Source organism: Thermogemmatispora onikobensis (assembly GCF_001748285.1).
GTDB lineage: Bacteria > Chloroflexota > Ktedonobacteria > Ktedonobacterales > Ktedonobacteraceae > Thermogemmatispora > Thermogemmatispora onikobensis.
In genome coordinates this window covers 1-17,419 of sequence record NZ_BDGT01000073.1, presented here as the reverse complement: position 1 = coordinate 17,419, position 17,419 = coordinate 1, and the positions used below count along the sequence as shown (strand labels likewise).

The window sequence follows — 17,419 nt, the reverse complement described above, 5'->3', positions numbered from 1 at the left end:
ACGCTGAACGAGGCTTCGTGAATGGAGGAGGCGACGACGGCGCTGGTGAGCAGACCCAGTTCGGCCCCACCATATTGCTCCGGGATGTCAATCATGAGCAGGCCCTGCTCGCCGGCCTTTTTGACAAGTGAGGGCATGACGCCCGGCTCCTGGTGTTCAACAGCCTCTAGCTTGGGTAGGACTTCGCGCATGACAAAGGTGGCCGCCGATTCGGCGATCCAGCGCTGCTCGTCGTCAATCTGCTCCAGGGTGAATATTTTGTCGGCGCTCTCGCTGACCGGAGTCAGCAGGAAGGCCGTTCCGCTCTCTGTGGGCTTCATCGTCGTAGACATGCTCGGTTGTACCTCCAGTGGCTGGCAGCAGGCCGGCGCTGGCCTCGCAGGCAGGTAGACAGGCAGGCAGACAGGCATCGCTCTGGCGCAGCTCCCTCCCGCGTCGCCCAGGTCAGGCGAGGATGCCAGCCGTTTGCGTGTTGCTGTGCATTGGTTTCATGATCAGTTGTCGCTGGCCGCTGACGCTACACCAGCCTGGGCTGATAGATAGACGGACCACACCACCAGGCCAGGGGCTTTGCCCACCAGCCCGGCCCAGCCCGGCTCCGCCCAGTCCGGCAGTAGAGCAGGCAGGCTAGCTGCTCTTCTGGCCAGCGCTCCGCTGCTTGAGCCATTGCTCGCGCAGCTCGCGGCGCAAAACTTTGCCAATGAGAGACTTGGGCAGGCTCTCGCGAAATTCGATGATCTTGGGGACCTTGTATGCTGTCAGCTCTTTGCGACAGAACGCTACGATCTCTTGCCGGGTGGCGTCATTGGCGGCGACACCCGGTTTGAGGACAATGAAGGCGGCGACGGTCTCACCGCGGTATTCGTCGGGCACACCAACTACCGCCGCCTCTTGTACGGCGGCATGACGGAAAAGTACTTCTTCGATCTCGCGCGGGTAGACGTTGAAGCCGCTGGCGAGGATCATGTCTTTGGCGCGCTCGACCAGGTAAAAATAGCCTTCTTCGTCCATCTTGCCAAGGTCGCCGGTGCGCATCCAACCGTCGCGGAAGATGGCCTCGGTCTCTTCCTTGCGGTTCCAGTAGCCCCGCATGATGTTCGGCCCGCGTACGACAAGCTCGCCGATCTCGCCCGGCGGCAGCAGCTTGCCAGTCTCGGGGTCCATGATGGCCGCCTCGACTTCGGGCAGGGGGAGGCCAATGCTGCCTTCGCGAACGTCTCCGTTGAGCGGGTTGCAGTGGGTGACAGGTGAGGCTTCGCTCAGACCATAGCCCTCTACCAGGTGCCCGCCCGAGAGGCCCTCGAAGTCGTGGCGCACTTTGGCCGGCAGCGGCGCCGCTCCACTGATGCAGTAGCGGATCGATTGGAAGGCGCTGCTGTCTTTGCCAGCTTCGCGCATGATGGCAATGTACATGGTCGGAATGCCCGGGAACATGGTCGGGCGATAGCGCTTGATGGCCCGCACGACTTCTTTGGGCCTGAATTGCGGGAGCAGTACCATGCTGGCCGCCGCCAGGATGCCCAGGTTGAGACCTACGGTCAGCCCGTAGGAGTGGAAGAAGGGAGCGACACAGAGACCAGTCTCGCTGGCATCATGGGCCCGCGGCGTCCAGTAGCGCGTCTGATAGGCGTTGGCCAGCAGGTTGCGATGGGTGAGCATCGCCCCCTTGGAGAGACCGGTCGTGCCTCCCGTGTATTGCAGCACGGCCAGATCCGAGCTGCGCGGCGGGTCGGGCACGGTGAATACTTCTACTCCGTCGGCACCGCCGGGCTTGAGCAGGTCGCTCATGAGCAGTAGCTTGGGGTCAGAACGCAGCTCGTCTTTGGTCAAGGGGGGCTGCGGCTGCTTGTGCCGCTCGCGACGCTGGCTCAAGGGGTAGAGCGTGCGCAAGAGCGGCGGCAGGAAGTCAGCGGGACTGGTGATGATGATGTGCTCTAGCGCGGTCTTGTCTCGAATGGCTCGCACGACCGGATAGAACATGTCTAGCATGATGAGGATGCGCGCACCAGAATCCGCCATCTGGTGCTGCATCTCACGCTCGGTGTAGAGCGGGTTGGTCGGAACGGCTATGGCGCCAAGCCGCAGGGTGCCGTAGAAGGCGATCGGATATTGCGGGATGTTGGGCAGGGCAATGGCTACCCGGTCGCCCTTCTTGATGCCCAGCCGCTGCAGGACGGCGGCAAAGCGATTGGCCAGGGCGGCAAAACGCGCGTAGGAGATGCGCGTTCCGTAATAGATAAAGGCGGTCTTTTCAGGATGACGACGGACTGTCTCGTCGAGCAGCCAGGTCAGGGGCTGGTCGGGGATCTCCAGGTGAACGGGGACGCCCTCTTCGTAATGCTTGATCCAGGGCCGCTTCGCCAACAGCTCCGCCTCGGCCTGCACCGTCGCGCTCATCGAGGGTTGTTCGTTCGGCTGTGTATTCTTGCTGACCGCAGAATCAGACATGGTCTCGCTCCTCATTGTCTGGTATCCACCAGGATACGCCAACCGGGCAGCCCACGATGGCCACCCTTCCGAGCATACAGTCCCCACTTGTTACTAGTATTATATGTTGCTCTTCCGATGATGGGTACGTTGCCAGCTAACAAATTTTGCGCCATAATGTGGATGTAGCTAACAGATAAAAGCGCACAAGGATGGTTCAGCGATGAGTCGGAGCACTGAGGCCGTTGAGCGCTCTGAGTTCGCTCGCCTCTTGACCGAGCTGCGCCAGCAGCATGGCCTCTCTCAGGGCCAGCTCGCTCAGGCCAGCCGCCTTTCACGTACGTATATCTATCACCTGGAGGTGGGTATGCGCACCAATCCCTCCCCGCATGTGGTGCGCAATATTGCCCGCGCGCTGGAGCTGCAGGGCGAGGAGTGCCAGCGCTTCTATGACGCCTATACTCGCCTGACCGGCCAGCATGTGGAGCTGGACCGCCTGACCAGCGCTCTGCTCGAGTTGGGCGAGCTGGCAAGCTTGTTGGTTCAGAGTACCTCGTACCCGGCGCATTCGCTCGATCGCCTCTGGTTCCTCCATTCGTGGAATGTTGCTTCTCTTCGCCTCTTTGAGATCGATCCCCATCTGGCTGAGCAGCATCCTAAATTGCATCTGCTGGAGTTCGTCTTCGATCCTCAGATGCGCCGCCGCTTCCACGGCTGGGAGGATCTGGCCCGCCGCCTGGTGAGCGACTTTCTGTACAATACGCATACGATGACCCATTTGCCTGAGTATAAGGAGCTGTGGCGCCGCCTGCGGGAGTTGCCGGAGTTTAAGCGCATTGCTTCGGCTGCCTATCCCACCGGGAAGCCTGCCCCCTCCTTCGTCTTCCAGGTGCAGCATAGCGAGCTGGGCCGCCTGACGTTGCGCACGGCTACGACGGTCTTTACGGGGATGAGCAGCTACTCTATGGTGAGCTATGTGCCGGGCGATCAGCAGACCCTGAAGATTTATCGCGAGCAGGGCTGGTGAGCGCCGGCCCCCCGGCTTCCTTTCCTCGCTCACGCCTTCGCTTGCTGCTGGTCTGGCCTCCCAGTCTCGCCGCCAGCCAGTAGGCCCCCAGGCCCAGGGTGAGGGCGAGCAGGGCGTTGAGGAAGAGGCCGCCCAGGAGCAGGAAGAGGATCGCAGACAGCAGGACACCTGGGAAGAAGAGAAAGTAGAGGACTGGCCCGATCTGAAAGCCGCTGTAGATGAAGAGGTAGAGGATCAAGAAGGGGAAGAAGAGGATGGCATCGGCCAGCAGGTACCAGTAGGTGGCGCGCAGGGCCGGGCCAGGGCCGTGGGGATGCGACGGCTGCCCCTCTCGGGCGATCGGAGGCCAGCCGCAGGCGAAGTAGCACATGATGGCAAACATGCTTTGCCAGAGGCAGGCCCAGAAGGTGTAGGCAGTGATGAAAGCGCCTACATCACCAGCATCAAAGCGCTCCATGAGGAAGTCGGCCAGCGGAGTGCCGAGGACAAACAGGACCTGGTTGACGGGCAGCAGCAGGACCACATACCAGGCGGCGATAAGGATGATGAGGAGGTTGCGCAGGACGGGATCAGCCCCCGACCAGAGGCCACTCTTCCCTGGAGCATAGCCGGCTGCCGTTAACGCCTGCGCCGCTCGCCCCGGCAGGGTTCCCATGCCAGGGACCGGCTCTTCGCCCTCTGGCATCGGAGGCTCTGGCTCCGATGGGGGCACGCGCTCGGCGTCCATGAGGCGGCCTTCCTTTGGCAGGTGGTGGCGACAAGACAGCATGTGAGACTACGCCTGAGCTCTGGCCGACTGACGTAGTCTCATTGCTGATGATCACTCTGTAAGCAAGTATAAGCGCATCGTCTGGTGTTGTCCAGTGGGGGCTACGCTTCGGATGAGTTGGGAGATGGAGAGGCCGGCGGCTCCTGATCCTGCACTGGTGACGACTCTGGTCCTGCCCCGGCAGCTGGCTCTTGTCTCGGGGCCGGCTGAGCCGGCTGCCCAAACACTGCCCCGGGTCTCCAGCCTGGTGGCGGCACAGCTCCCGGCGGCGCGGGGTAAGGCATCTGCCTCGGATAGGCTCCCGGCCACCCATAGCCATAGGGAGCCGAGGGCGCTGGCCTCCTTGGTCTCCCAAGCACGCCCCCAAAGGCCGCCAAACTGAGACCGAAGACGAGGACCATGAGGAGGTTAAACCCCAGGAAGCCAAAGTAGGAAGCGAGAAAGTCGAAGCTGCCCAGGAGATTCCCTATCATAGCGAGCGAGATCGATTCCATCATGAAGCTGATGATAACGAAGATGAGCGAGACCAGCGCATCAAGCAGGATAAACCAGAGTGTCGCCAGGCCGGCTGTGAGCATGATCGTGCCCATGGTGTTGCCGCGACGCCCCATGACGATCCCCGCTCCGAGATAGACACCGGCGGCCAGCAGGTCTGTCGGCACGTTGAAGATCAGACTATAGAGGATGCCTTCCAGCGTGATAGCTGCCTGGGTGGACTGGCTCAGATTCCCGGCAATGAACCTGGTGGCTTGACTGAGTGGCACCGCGACAGGGGAGATTGCACAGGCATTAAAGATGAGCAGGATGCAGAAGAAGGCGATCGCCATAAGCAGGCTGGCACGCAGAATAGTGCCACTTTGCCTCCTGCTTCCAGCCTGCATGGACCCTCCTATAAGCATGGCTGGCTGGACTGGCGGCGCCTGTCCCGGCCCTTGCTCTCGCTGTGGCTCTTGCATGGATTCCCCTTTCTTCTTGAGAAGATTGACCAGGCTGGGAATCGTGCGCTTCATGCCTTGCTTCATAAGGCGCGCAGTCCCAGCCGGTCAATCTGAATCAGTATTTCTTACTACGATACAATGTTTAGTTTCACCCTACTATCAGTATTTCTACTGCCGATATACCAGCTTTTTGGCTCTTCTCCTCTTCTATTCTGACATTCTGTAGACCCCTCCACGATGACCAGGCGTACGACCAGCTCAGCGAGACAGCGCATCTTTCTTTGCTTGCTGGGTTGTTTCTCTCGCCAGAGCAAGCTGCAAGCGTATGATGGGACGGCTGGGACTAGCCTCTGTCCGAGGCCCGCTGCTGACGATGCCCATGATGATCGGGATCGCTAAAGTAGAGGCTGATTCCGTGCTTGATGACTTCTAGCAGCGGCTGATAGCGGTGCCGCGGCGGCAGCGAGACGGCCTGGCCGTTGAGCAGGTTCTGCAGCGTCGCGAAAAACTCTAGCTCTTGACGACCCGCGCCGGCGCTGGCCAGACCATTGGCGAGTTGGGCAGACAGGAGGTTGTGCGCCTTCAGGAGGATGGCCTGGACTACCTGGCTGGCACCGGGGTTGACGGTGCAGACGTCGACTACGGCGTCGCTGAGAAAGGTCAGCGTGTCCAGGGTCAGGGCGCCCCGGCTCATCGCCCGCATGGCTTGCGTCGGCGGTCTATCCAGGGCCTGGGCGATGATGTCAGCGGCACGTGCAGCCAGCTCCGTTAGCTCAATGACAATGCCTTCTTCGGCCAGATGCAGGCAGAGCAGGCTAACCGCAGCCTCGACCTCCTGATACTGGTCGGCGGAGACCTGGCAGGAGCGCAGGAGATCGAGCATGCGCAGGAAACAGGCCAGGGCCACGCGCGTCTGATGGAAGAAGGCGAAGAAAATGCCCAGGTTGCTCAGTACCATGACCTCACGCTCGTGGTCATGGCTGAGACGCGCCAGCTCCAGGGCCTGGCGATAGCAGTACAGGGCCTCTTTTGCCTGCAGACAGATGTGATACACCTGGCCCAGGCCGCCCAGGGTGAGGGCCAGGAGAGAGCGGTCTCCTTCACGGCGCAGGATGTAGAGCGCTTCCTGGTACAGAGTATGGGCACGCTGGATCTGGCCAAGATCGAAACAGAGCGAGGCCAATTTGCTGAGCGTGGCCCCTTTGCCACGCCGATCACCGATCTGGTCCTGAATGCGCAGGGCCTCTTGAAAACAGTCCAGGGCACGCTGAACCTGGCCGTGCTCTTGATAGAAGGAGCCCAGATTGTTGAGGGCGGTGCCCAGGCCAGCCTGGTTGTAGACTTCACGATGAATGGACAGGGCCTCTCGATAGCAGATGAGAGCCTCCCGATCGCGATGCATCTCTTGATAGAGAGTGGCGAGGCGCGCCAGCGTCGTGCCCTCCCCCTCCAGGAACCCCATTTCGCGCTCAATGTTCAGCGCCTGACGATAAACCTCCAGCGCCTGCTCAAGCTGACCCTGTTGCTGATAGATGGTGCCCAGACTGGAGAGCGCGCTGGCCTCCTTGAGAGGCAGACCATACTCGCGGCTACGGACAAGCGCTTGCTGGTAGTAGTCGTGGGCCTGGTCTAGCTGATCCTGACGTTGAAAGAGGAGACCGAGTCGGAAGAGGCTAACCATCTCACCATCCCGATCCCCTGCTACGCGCTGCATCTCTAGTTGCTTCTGATAATAGGCAATTTCTTCATCAGGAGTCTGATGCCCCTGCTCTTGATACTCATTCTCCATGCCTTCAGCCCCTTTTTTGATCAGGAACTAGGGTCTTCTATCTAACCCGACGTTTTCCTCTTTCTTCCAGGCCAGACCACTCCACGATTGTTTCCTCCGCACAACAGGGCAGGATGACGATCGAGGCGTCTTTCCCCAAGGGGCGCTTCGTACCAGCGAAGATGCCGCAACCCTTCTCACTTTTCTCTCTGCCCCTCCAGGCGAGGCTCCAGCAAGCTGCCGCTGCAATGTGGGCGGTTGGTCGCTAGAGAGACAACTAATGCATAGCCGCTCGCTTGAGGGCTATTTCTTTCTTAGTATATACCAATTTGCTGTGGATGAATATATCCATTCAAAAGCAATTTCGCCAACGAGATGGGAAGGAATAGAAAATTAGCCCAAAATGGCTATTTACGCCTGCCGCTTGCTTCAAGATCAGGAGAGAGGCGACGCCGACAGCTTCCTGGACGGGGATGGCCAGGATTGGGGAGGATAAAAGCCTGCCCAGGCCGCTCTTCGACCAGGCAATCGCCCTAGGACTACCGTGACCACTACCCGGCAAGCAGACGCTTCTTTCCCGCTGTCTTGAGAGAGTATAGACTGTCTGTAAGGCCGTGTACATACGATGCCCTTCGCTCCCGTCCAGCCTTCCCTTGCTACTCGACGCCCACGGAACGACCACGAGGTGAGCGGATGGCTCACCCCCTGTCTCTGCCGTGGAGCGCTCAACTGGACGACGCTTTGCCCCCGGTAACCTTGCGCTTGAGCTGCCGCTGCTCTGCTTCGGCCTGCTCCCGCGAGACGTCTTCGATGAGAGCCGTGACCGGCACCTCCAGCGCCTCAGCAATCCGATTGAGCGTGTAGGTGGAGATCGTTTTGTAAGGATTGGCACAGATGTCACTAATGATGTAATAGCTGATTTCTGCTAGCAGAGAAAGCCGATGCTTCGATATCTTTTTCTCTTGAGCAACCTCTTTGACGCGGAGGCGTAGCATGCATTCCCCTCAACTTTCCAGCAATAGAGAGCACAGCAAGCGATGAATGAGGCGCTCCACCCCAGGGGCTTCCTCACTCCCAACCTTCAGCGCTCGCTCACTCGCTCAGCAGGACGCCAGCCGCACTGCAGCCGCTGCCCGGCATAATCCAGCAAGCAAGCGCTTCTTTTCTACCGTCTTGAAGAGTATACACCATTCATAGGGCGTTTGCATCCCCTTTCTCTTCTCTTCGCTGGCTCTCTTCTACTACGCTGGCAGTTCCCAACTCTGTTGAGTGGCAGCTCTCCAAAAATAGGTTGAGCGGATGTCCGACACTGCAACCGTGCAGTCAAACACTCAACCAGACGACGATTCGCCGCCGCTGGTTCTGCTCCTGAGCCGCCTCCGCTCCTCTTCAGCCTGCTCCCTCGGCACATCCTCGATGATCGCTGTGACCGGCACCCCCAGGGCCTCAGCAACACGATTGATAGTATCGGAGGAGACCGGCTTGTAGGGATCAATAAAAATCTCACGAATGACGTGATAGCTGAGCTGTGCTTGTAGCGAAAGCCGGTGCATCGACATGCCCTTCTCGCGGGCAACCTCTTTGACGCGCAGGCGTAGCAAGCTGGTTCCTCAATATGTTTTTTCTAAGCATACCAGCCAGTTCCTATATAATGAATTCCATTCCTTGGTGTTATCCTTCGAAGAGATATTTACAAATTGATACTTGCAAGATATAATTTGGGTGGGTTAGGGCTGACCCGTTTGGAACAAGCAAGGGACTGGTCGGAAGTGTCGTGTTGCCAGTACAGAAAGGAAGTGACAGATGAAGGAGGGGCAACGGGAGGGGAAGCAGGTGATGATGGGGGTCGGTACCGACGACCTGAAGGCCATCAAGTACATTCTCCTGTTTTATGGGCGCTACTTGCAGTCGGGCCTGGCCGGCCAGCCGGTGAGTCATCGCAGCATCAACCGGATTCAGCTCGTCCTGCTCAAGGTTGAGCAGATTCTCAGCGGGCAGGTGATCCTTCTCAGGTGGGACGAGCTGGAGCTGATCACCGAAGCGATCGCCACCTTCGCCGGGCTGGTGCGCCAGAAGATCGCGGCCTCCAGGGAGCGCGATCAGGTCCTGGCCAACTGTGAGCAGCTCCACCAGTACCTGAGCCTGGTCCTGCCGTCCTTCCACCCGAACCTGAAAGGAGGTGGGAGCCGTTCCTGAAGCCTGGCGATGCTGAAGAGGGGCCTTCGTTTTTCCTCCGCTCTCAACACACCTCCTCGTCTGCTGTCACCCCCACTCGAGAGCGCGAAGGTCCCCCTTCTCGTGATCGCTGTCTCGACCGAACGCAGCGACGGCTAAGATTCCGCGAGATGGCGCGCGATGGCGTTGCGAGCGGCGCGCGCGCCATCTTCTCTTCTCTCTTCTCTCTGTGGCATTGGTCGAGCTGGCCTCGTTGACGGCGACCAGGGTCGCTGGTCACGAGGCTGGCGTCCTGGTCGGCGGGGCAGTGCCAGCTCCGCCGCCAGGGCCCGCTGTTCACGGGCCATCTCCTCCTCTGACACCTCTTCCAGCAGAACGATAGTCGGCACCCCCAGGGCCTGCGCAATGCGGCTGATCGTGGCCGTATTGGTGGGCCGGTAGGGATTGCGATAGATGGCCTTAATGATGTTATAGCTAACTTCCGCTCGCTGGGATAGCTGATTCATAGATACTCCCTGCTCACGTGCAACCTCTTTGACGCGCAGCCGAAGCACGATTCTCCCCTCTACAACAAAGATATTTTGGTCAGTATAGCGCAAGTGCGTCATTTAGGGAAGCTTTTTGGAATAAAAGAGTATTCTCCTACGAAAAGTTCTCTCTGATGCTCCAACGCTCTCCATCGCCTGGAAGCGGTCACGCTTCTGGATGACGCCGGGCCGCATCGTATGGTATACTTGCAGAAGAAGCAGGCAGTTTTGTAAAGAAAGAAGCTTTTCCGGGCGGAGCTGGGAAGAGGCGCACCGCCGGGCGGAGCCGGGTCCAGGTGTGTTGCTCTTCCAGCCAGCCAGCCAGCCAGCCGCTCAACGAAAGAGGGAGCGCACCATGCCAGAGGAGGAAGGTCAGGTTTTCTTTCCTGATGCCGACCTGGATAACGCTGATTGGGCCAAGCGCACCTGGGACCTGGGGGTCAACAGCCCCGAGGAGCTAGACGCTCAGTTGCGGGGTCTACAGATATCGGCCCAGGAATTTGCCCGCCTGCCGGTTTGTCGTTGGAACGTCTCTACGATCCCGTGGTTACGCGACTGGCTGATCAGCCACGGGCTGCCGGTGCCTGCCAGCGACGCGGAGTGATTCGGAGCTGGCCAGAGGAGGTGCAGCATGCAGTCGGGGGCGGGGGCCAGTCGCAGCCTGCACGTCTACCTCAGCTATGCCGGGGCAGATCAGAGCTGGGGCGAGCGTCTCGCGCGGCGGGTGCGGCTGGCGGCGCGGGAAGCTGGTCTGGAGGCGCCGCGCCTCAGTGGGCCGGGGCAGATTCTGGCCGGCAGCGACTATCAGCAGGCCAGGCAAGCCGCCCTCAAGAGCGCCGACCTCATCCTGCTCCTCATCAGTCCTGACTTTCTCGACAGTCCCGACTGCCTTGCCGAGATGGAGGCTGCACTGAGGAGGCGGCGTGCGGAGGGGGTCATGGTCGTCCCCATCATCGTGCGTCCAGTGGCCTGGGAACATACCGCGCTTGGCGAGCTAGAGGCTCTGCCGCCGGGCCAGCCGCCCAAGGCCCTCAGCCTCTGGCGAGCGCGCGACGAGGGTCTGCACCGTGTCGAGGAAGGTCTGCGCCGGCTCTTCAGCGAGCGTCTGCGGTTCGGGGGGCCGGCGAGCGGCGCGGGCCGGTTGTTGCCCGAGCAAGAGCAGGCCCTGCGGGCTATGCTCATCGATCATCGGCCTTTTATCAATAGCCGCCTGGAGGGGTTTGTCGGGCGCAGCGCCGAGCTGGCTGCCATCCGCCAGCAGATTGCCGGGCTGCAGCCCTATGGTGGCTACCTGGTCATCAGCGGCCAGGCCGGTCAGGGCAAGAGCAGCCTCATCGCCCGTCTCGTCCAGGAAGAAGGGCTGGAGCGCGTCCCGCATCACTTCCTGCCGCTTGATCCCCCTGCTGACCACGTCGTGGCCCTGTTGCGCGACCTGCTGGCGCGTCTGATCCTCGCCCATGCCCTTGATCCGACGCCCCTGTTGCTGGCCGGCACCAGTCGCGCCGCCCTGACGGCGGCCTTCTGGAAGCTGCTCCACGAGCTGGGTGAACGCGGCGAGCGCCTCCTGATCTGCATCGACGGCCTCGATCAGCTTCCGCGCGATGCCAACGGCAGACGCGACCTGAGCTTTCTCCCGCTGCGACCGCCGGCGGGCTGTGTCCTGGTCCTGGGCAGCCGGCCCGATGATATCCTGCAGGCCCTCCACCAGCGCGGGCCGGAGTACGAGTACAGCCTGCCGCCGCTGAGCCGTGCCGACTTCGACCAGCTCCTGCGCCAGCGCGGTCTCCAGCTCACGCGGGCCGAAGGCGACCGCCTCTATGCCCTCATGGAGGAGAATACCCTCTATCTTGACCTGGCCGCCCGCGAGCTGGCCCGTGATCCGACGCTCACCGCCGAGGCCCTCAGTGCCCGCCTCTCCAGCGATCCTGTCAATCTCTTCACCCTGGCCATCGAGCGTCTCAAGCAGCATCCTCTCTGGGAGCGTGCGCTATATCCCCTGCTGGGCCTGCTGCTGGTCGCGCGCGAACCGCTGGGGCAGGCCCAGCTCAGCCATATACTGGCGCCGCTGCCCACCTACCAGGTCCGCGACGCCCTGCAACAGCTTGGTGGGCTGCTTGTCGCCGACAGCAGTGGGCGCTACAGCCTCTTCCATCTCAAGCTCCGCGATTACCTGCGCCAGGACGCGGAGCAGCCGGCCAGGCCCTATCTCTTCAGCGCCGCCGAAGAGGCCCGCTGGCATCGGGTGCTGGCCGACTGGTGCGAGCGCGGCGGCAGTGAGCTGATCTGGCAGGAGGAGCGCCATGATCCCGACGAGGCCGCGCGCCGGCGCTACGCCCGCCAGCATCTGGCGGCCCACCTCTTCTACGGGCGGGCCTGGGAGCGCCTCTTTGCCCTGCTCGATGCTGGTCACTACGGGCAGCGCAAGATCCACCAGCTTGATCCCAGTACCCGCGCCTATGCCGGCGATCTCGACTTTGGGCGTCAGGCTGCCGCCTGGAAGGGCTGGAGCTTCAGCGAGGGGCTGGCGCAACTGCCGCGGCTGTGGAGCTACACCCTGCTGCGTTGCAGCCTGAGCAGTCAGGCTGAGCGCTACCCGCCGCAAGCCTTCGCCCTGCTTGTTCAACTGGGGCGGCAGCAAGAGGCCCTCGGCCTGGCCGATCTCATCAGCGATCCCGGGCGCCAGCTAGAGGCGCTGGTAGCCATCGCGCGCCAGCTTCAGGAGCAAGGGGCGCCCGAGAAGGAGTACGGGCCGCTCTACTGGCGGGCCTGCGACGTGGCACGGCAGAGCAGCGAGCCGGATCGTCTGGCTCCGCTGCTGAGCGAGCTGGCGGCGGACCTCAACCGGGCAGGCTGGCGCGAGCCGGCTCTGCAGCTCTGGCGGGCGGCCATCGGCGTGGCGCGGCGCATCGCCCTGGCTGATCCCTGCGCCGAGGCTCTGCTGCAGATCGCCCAGGGGCTGGCCCAGGCCGGGCAGAGCGCCGAGATCGAGGAGATTATCGAGGCCATGCCCGCCGACACCCTGCAGGACCAGGCGCGGCAGGAGCTGGTCGCCGCCCTGGCCCATCTCCGGCGCTGGAATGAAGCCGGGGAGGCGCTGGCTGCCATCTCCGAGCGCGCCGTCGATCAGCGCGTGGCCGCTCTGGCCGTCCTTGGGAGCGAGCTGGCCCAGGCCGGCGAGCTGGAGCAAGCTCAGCGGCTCTGGCAGCAGGCGGAGCACCTCATCCCGACCATCTCCTTCACCTGGGAGCAAGCCACTGCCCTGGTCGCCCTGGTGCGGGCCCTGGCCGGCGCGCAGCAGTGGAGCGAAGCGGCGCGCCTCTGCGAGCGCATCCCCGACCACTGGCAGCAGGGCGAGGCCCGGCTAGAGCTGATACACGCACTCGCTGCCGCCGGACGCCTGCCGGAGGCTGCAGCCCTCTGCGAGCATCTGCGAGACGAGAGGCAACAGGCTGAGGCCCGGCTGAGCCTGGTCCAGGCCCTGGCCGCCCGCGAACGCTGGCAGGAGGCCGAGGCGCTCAGCCAGTGCATCGCGCGCCCACGCGAACGCCTCCAGGCACTGACGGCGCTCGGGCAGGCCAGGGCCGCCCACGGCCAGCTCAGCGAGGCGCAGCGGCTCTGGCAGCAGGCCGAGACCGAGCTGGCGCGGCTAGAGCGGGCCGACGAACAACAGGCAGCCTATGCAGAGCTGGGGCAAAGCCAGGCCCGGGCCGGCCTGCAAGAAGAAGCCTGGCGCTCCTGGCAGCAGGCTGAGGCCATCATCCGCGCCCTCCCTGAAGGGGAGGAGCGGCGCGACGCTCTGACGCTCCTGACGCGCAGCCTGGCTCAGCTTGAGCGCTGGCAGGAGGCCATGCGCATCGCCAGCACGATCGGTGACCGGCAACAACAGGCCGAGGTGCTGATCACCCTGGGCCGGGAGCTGAGCCAGACTGGACGGCGTTCCGAAGCCGAGCAGCTCTGGTGGAAGCTCGTCGCTCTGCTGCGCAAACAGGCGACCACTCGCGAGCAGTTGCAGGCCGCCCTCACGCTCGCCAGAGCCTGTGACTCGCCCACGGCCTGGGACGAAGCTGAGCGCTGCGTGCGCAGTCTGGTGGAAGGCCAGGAGCGGGGCGAGGCTCTGGCCTATCTGGGACGACTGCAGGCCCAGGCGGGGGCCAGAGAGCGGGCCCGGCAGCTCTGGCAGGAAGCCGAGGCGCTGATTGCCGGCGAAGATAGCAGTTGGGAGCAGTCCGACGGCTATCAGGCCCTGGCACGCGAGCTGGCCCAGGCCGGCGAATGGGAAGAGGCGGCCCGCATTGTCGGGCGTGTCCCCGAGGGCTGGGAGCGGGCCGACGCCCAGGTTCTGCTGGTCGACGAGCTTGTCAAGGCCGGGCGCCTGGACGAGGCCGGGCAACGCTGCCAGGCCATTGAGCTGGCTCACCAGCGGGTCGAGGCTCTGCTGATCCTGGGACAGGGCTACGCGCGGACGGCGGAGCCGGAGCGGCGGGCGCAGGCTGAGGCGTGCTGGCGCGAGAGCGAACAGCTCATCGGCACAATGGAGGCGCCGCAGCAGGCCGAGCTGCTGGCCGCTCTGGGGGCAGCGGTCGCCGCCGCCGGTCAGCGCGAGCGGGCCCACCAGTATTGGCGCCAGAGTGAGCAGCTGATCACGGCGCTGGCCGGCGAGTGGGGACAGGCTGAGGCTCTGGCCGTTCTGGTTGAGACGCTCATGGCCGCTCAGGAATGGGAAGAGGCGGAGCGCCTGCTGCAGCGCTTGCCGCATGGCTGGCGGGCCAGCGAGCTGGCGGCTAGCCTGGCCGCCTCGCTGGCTGAGGCTGGACGCTGGGAGGCCGCGCGGCGCATCAGCAACAGTATCAGCTCCGATCAGGAGCGAGCGCGGGCCTTAGCAGCTTTGGGACGGGCTTTAGCCCAGGCCCGCCAGCGTGAGGAGGCGCGTCTGACCTGGGCCGAGGTCCAGCGCCTCATCGAGGGCATCGTCACGGAGGAGGGGCAGGCCCAGGCCCTGCTGGCCCTGGGGCAGGCTCTGGCCGAGGCGGGCGAGCATGAGGAGCTGCTGCGGCTGGTACAGCAGGAGTGGTCGCGTGTTGGAACTCGTCTGCAGGCCCTGCGGCTCTTTCCGTTGGTGGGCAATTTGATTGGACGCTCCCCCGAGCTGGGGTCGGCTTTGGGAGAGGCTTTTGTTCAGGTAGAGCGCTTTCTGAGCGGCGCCGGGTCCTGAACCTTGTGAGCTGGTTAGCAGCTGGTCAGAAGGCTCCCTATCCCGATCCCATACAGCTCCAGCGCGATGCGCGTCGCCAGGCGCCGATCGCGCTGGCGGAAGGCCGTCACCAGTCCCTGGCGCTGCCGCGGCGTCACCTCGCCCGGACGCGGCAGGCGAATCCGCCGCAGATACTGGGCCTGAAAGCGGTAGTAGCCGCCGCGCATGCGCACCCCATAGCAGGCCACAAAGAAGAGCGCCACATCCGAGAGCAGCAGCCCACCCAGAGCTTCCAGGTCCCACGACCCAGAACAAATCACATACAAATTATGATGAGGATAGGTCTGACCTTCATCAAGCACAGGCTCCAAACGGCGCGCGATATCCGGCACATAGAGCTTGTGGCGCCCAATCAGCCCAAACTGCACGCGGTCAATCGTGCGGTACCACTGTTGAGGAGAGCGGCGAGCCACATAGCGGCGCCTGAGCGCCTCCGCATGGCGCGAGAAATAGGCCCGCAAGCGTGGGAAGTCCTCCAGAGGGACCAGGCCCTCCGGCAGCCAGGGATTGACCAGATAATGGCCGGACCAGCGCAGCACGCCGCCCGCCGTATCGCCGCGGAGCGCCAGCGGCAAGAGGCGCGACGGCTCTACCAGCCTTGAATCGCTCGTAATAAAGACCTCGTCCAGGCCCGTCGCCAGGCCGATGCCGACCGTGGTCCCCGTCTCCTCCGACTCTAGCGTCGGAAAGCGCTCCTCCAGCCGACGCAAGAGGGCCAGCCGCTCGGGCGCCAGGACCGGCCCAGACCAGTCGACCCCAAGCTCAGCCGATAGCGGGCCTGCCATCTCCACCCGTGTCGCCCGCAGGCCCGCCGGGAGAGCGCTCGCCACCCCCTGACCCTGACGCACAGCCTCCAGCGCGCCGGCCAGTCCGCGTAGCCGGCTGGCAGCCTCCTCCTCCGAAGCTGCCGGCTCCTCCTCTGAGAACTGCGCCAGGACAAGATGGCCCTGACGGGCGCGCCGGATCAAGGTAATGGCCGGATAGGCCGTCACGGCCTGAGCGAAAGGAGCGGCACGGTGCATCTCAAGCACCAGCTCCAGGCTGAAAGCCTCGGCCACCAGGCGGCGCAGCCCGGCCCCATACTGGTTAAAGAGCCAGCGATCGGGGCAGATGAAGGCACAGAGCGCCCCCGGCTTCAGGCGCCAGAGAGCTGCCTCCAGAAAGGCCACATAGAGATCAGCCCGCCCGCGCATCGTCCGATAGAGCGAGCGATAGAGGCTGAGGCGCTCACGGGGCAGCGCTTCGGGGCGCACGTAGGGCGGATTGCCCACCACCAGATCGGCAGCCGGCAGACTCGGAGCCTCGACCAGGAAATCACCCGTGCGCAGCCAGGAAGCAGCCAGACGCTGCGCCTCCTGAGCGCCGAAGCCATAATCAGCTAAGAGCTGGCAGAGCGCCTGGCGGGCCTGGCTGGCCCGTCCCTCATCCAGCTCGTAAGCCAGCAGGGCCGGCACCAGATCGCATGCGGGCCGCCCCTGGCGCTGCCAGCTTGCGAGCAGACGGCGCGCCAGAGCCAACAGAAAAGCCCCTTCACCCGCCGCCGGCTCAAGTGCCAGCCGATCAGTCAGCGTCTCAGCCTCGCGATAGCCAGCCAAATCTAACATCAGCTCTACCACCGCCGCACGTGTCGCCACCGCGCCTGTCGTCGTCACCGGCCCCGGCTCCGACCGGCCTACCCCCTCCTGCGGTGCCCGCGCAACCAGAGGCAGCGCCAACTGCAGAGCCGCCGGCAGCCTTCGCCGCTCCCTGCCTGCTGCATCGATCATTGCAAGCCTCCCGCCCTTACCTTATCGGTCGCCAGCCCAGCGCCACGGGCCAGCGCCTCCTGATTGGCCTCATTATAGCAGCAACAGGCCCCAGACGATAAGGCCGTGGCTCTTCCCTCTTCCTCCAGCGGTTCGCACGTCCAGAGAGACCTCACCCAGTCCAATCAAGCCAGCGGCAGTGGTGGCCCAAGCAGCTCCATACCGTGAGCGCGCCAGAGAGCCGCCTCCTGGGGCGGCATGGCCGGCGCCTCGCCACGGGCAGTCACCGCCCGAAAGAAGGCTTCCATCTTGCCCGCTGGCAGGAAGGCAATCAGAATACGGCCCTCGCCGGTGCAGGCCCAGACATGGGGAACGCCGCGCGGAGCCAGCAGGCAGGCCCCCGGCTCCAGCGAATAGCGCTGCAAGCCCACCTCGAAGAGGAAGGTTCCGGCCAGCACATAAAACCACTCTTCCTGGTCGTAGTGCAGATGGCGCGGCGGTCCCCCGCCTGTACGAAAGTGATTCTCCAGCACGAAGAGATTGGAGGCGTTGGGCGTCGTCACCTTAAAGGTCAGCGTGCTGATCCCCAACTGATGCACCTCGCCAGCGGCGGCGGCGCCAGCGGCCAGAAAGAGAGCCGGCGGCGGATCGGATCGACGGGCTTCGGTCATAATTGGCTGTCGCTCCTTTGCTCTCACAGAGTACCTTACAAGAACGTTGCAGGTGCTCCTTTTTTCATAGAAGGCCCGGGGCCCGGGAAGGCCGCCACCGCTGGGGCCTGCGCCTTCCACC

Annotated in this window: 14 protein-coding genes; 4 read left to right on the top strand and 10 right to left on the bottom strand. The window is 63.4% G+C overall.

Features of this window, described 5'->3' with window-relative positions; all coding sequences use genetic code 11:
• A partial coding sequence (locus tag BGC09_RS20460) for an acyl-CoA dehydrogenase family protein (protein WP_176728992.1) occupies window positions 1-332 on the bottom strand: 332 nt, incomplete at its 3' end.
• A 295-nt stretch (window positions 333-627) separates the two neighbouring features.
• A complete protein-coding gene (locus BGC09_RS20455) occupies window positions 628-2,397 on the bottom strand; it encodes a long-chain-fatty-acid--CoA ligase (RefSeq protein ID WP_069806064.1) in 1,770 nt (589 codons plus the stop codon).
• Between the two features lie 253 nt (window positions 2,398-2,650).
• Here BGC09_RS20455 and BGC09_RS20450 point away from each other — a divergent pair, with 253 nt between their 5' ends.
• Window positions 2,651-3,454: an MmyB family transcriptional regulator gene (locus tag BGC09_RS20450; RefSeq protein WP_069806062.1), complete on the top strand. Its 804-nt coding sequence runs from the start codon at window positions 2,651-2,653 to the stop codon at window positions 3,452-3,454.
• Here BGC09_RS20450 and BGC09_RS20445 read toward each other — a convergent pair.
• The 5 genes from BGC09_RS20445 to BGC09_RS20425 all read right to left on the bottom strand — a co-directional run bounded on the left by BGC09_RS20445 (window position 3,390) and on the right by BGC09_RS20425 (window position 8,530).
• Entirely contained in the window at window positions 3,390-4,181 is a 792-nt protein-coding gene (locus BGC09_RS20445) for a hypothetical protein (RefSeq protein WP_069806061.1), read from the bottom strand. The genes BGC09_RS20450 and BGC09_RS20445 overlap by 65 nt on opposite strands.
• A gap of 143 nt (window positions 4,182-4,324) precedes the next feature.
• Complete coding sequence (locus BGC09_RS20440) at window positions 4,325-5,233, bottom strand: hypothetical protein (protein WP_069806060.1); 909 nt, start codon at window positions 5,231-5,233, stop codon at window positions 4,325-4,327.
• 271 nt (window positions 5,234-5,504) lie between these two features.
• Window positions 5,505-6,950: a tetratricopeptide repeat protein gene (locus BGC09_RS20435; RefSeq protein ID WP_069806059.1), complete on the bottom strand. Its 1,446-nt coding sequence runs from the start codon at window positions 6,948-6,950 to the stop codon at window positions 5,505-5,507.
• Between the two features lie 704 nt (window positions 6,951-7,654).
• Window positions 7,655-7,924 carry a helix-turn-helix domain-containing protein gene (locus BGC09_RS20430; RefSeq protein WP_069806058.1) on the bottom strand — a complete coding sequence of 90 codons (270 nt, stop codon included), beginning with the start codon at window positions 7,922-7,924 and terminating at the stop codon, window positions 7,655-7,657.
• Between the two features lie 336 nt (window positions 7,925-8,260).
• Entirely contained in the window at window positions 8,261-8,530 is a 270-nt protein-coding gene (locus tag BGC09_RS20425; RefSeq protein WP_069806057.1) for a helix-turn-helix domain-containing protein, read from the bottom strand.
• Between the two features lie 202 nt (window positions 8,531-8,732).
• Between BGC09_RS20425 and BGC09_RS20420 the strand changes: the two genes are divergently transcribed.
• Entirely contained in the window at window positions 8,733-9,125 is a 393-nt protein-coding gene (locus BGC09_RS20420) for a hypothetical protein (RefSeq protein WP_069806056.1), read from the top strand.
• A gap of 134 nt (window positions 9,126-9,259) precedes the next feature.
• On the opposite strand, the gene BGC09_RS20415 is transcribed toward BGC09_RS20420, so the two are convergent.
• Window positions 9,260-9,712, bottom strand: coding sequence for a helix-turn-helix domain-containing protein (locus tag BGC09_RS20415; protein ID WP_069806055.1), 453 nt, complete (start codon window positions 9,710-9,712; stop codon window positions 9,260-9,262).
• Between the two features lie 274 nt (window positions 9,713-9,986).
• Here BGC09_RS20415 and BGC09_RS20410 point away from each other — a divergent pair, with 274 nt between their 5' ends.
• Both BGC09_RS20410 and BGC09_RS23025 read left to right on the top strand, forming a co-directional pair.
• On the top strand, window positions 9,987-10,235 hold the full coding sequence (locus BGC09_RS20410; protein ID WP_069806054.1) for a hypothetical protein: 249 nt from the start codon (window positions 9,987-9,989) through the stop codon (window positions 10,233-10,235).
• A gap of 27 nt (window positions 10,236-10,262) precedes the next feature.
• Window positions 10,263-14,843: a TIR domain-containing protein gene (locus BGC09_RS23025; protein WP_069806053.1), complete on the top strand. Its 4,581-nt coding sequence runs from the start codon at window positions 10,263-10,265 to the stop codon at window positions 14,841-14,843.
• A gap of 14 nt (window positions 14,844-14,857) precedes the next feature.
• On the opposite strand, the gene BGC09_RS20400 is transcribed toward BGC09_RS23025, so the two are convergent.
• Both BGC09_RS20400 and BGC09_RS20395 read right to left on the bottom strand, forming a co-directional pair.
• A complete protein-coding gene (locus BGC09_RS20400; protein ID WP_084659180.1) occupies window positions 14,858-16,648 on the bottom strand; it encodes an Eco57I restriction-modification methylase domain-containing protein in 1,791 nt (596 codons plus the stop codon).
• 164 nt (window positions 16,649-16,812) lie between these two features.
• Window positions 16,813-17,298 carry a cupin domain-containing protein gene (locus tag BGC09_RS20395; RefSeq protein ID WP_069806052.1) on the bottom strand — a complete coding sequence of 162 codons (486 nt, stop codon included), beginning with the start codon at window positions 17,296-17,298 and terminating at the stop codon, window positions 16,813-16,815.
• Between the last annotated feature and the right edge of the window lie 121 nt (window positions 17,299-17,419).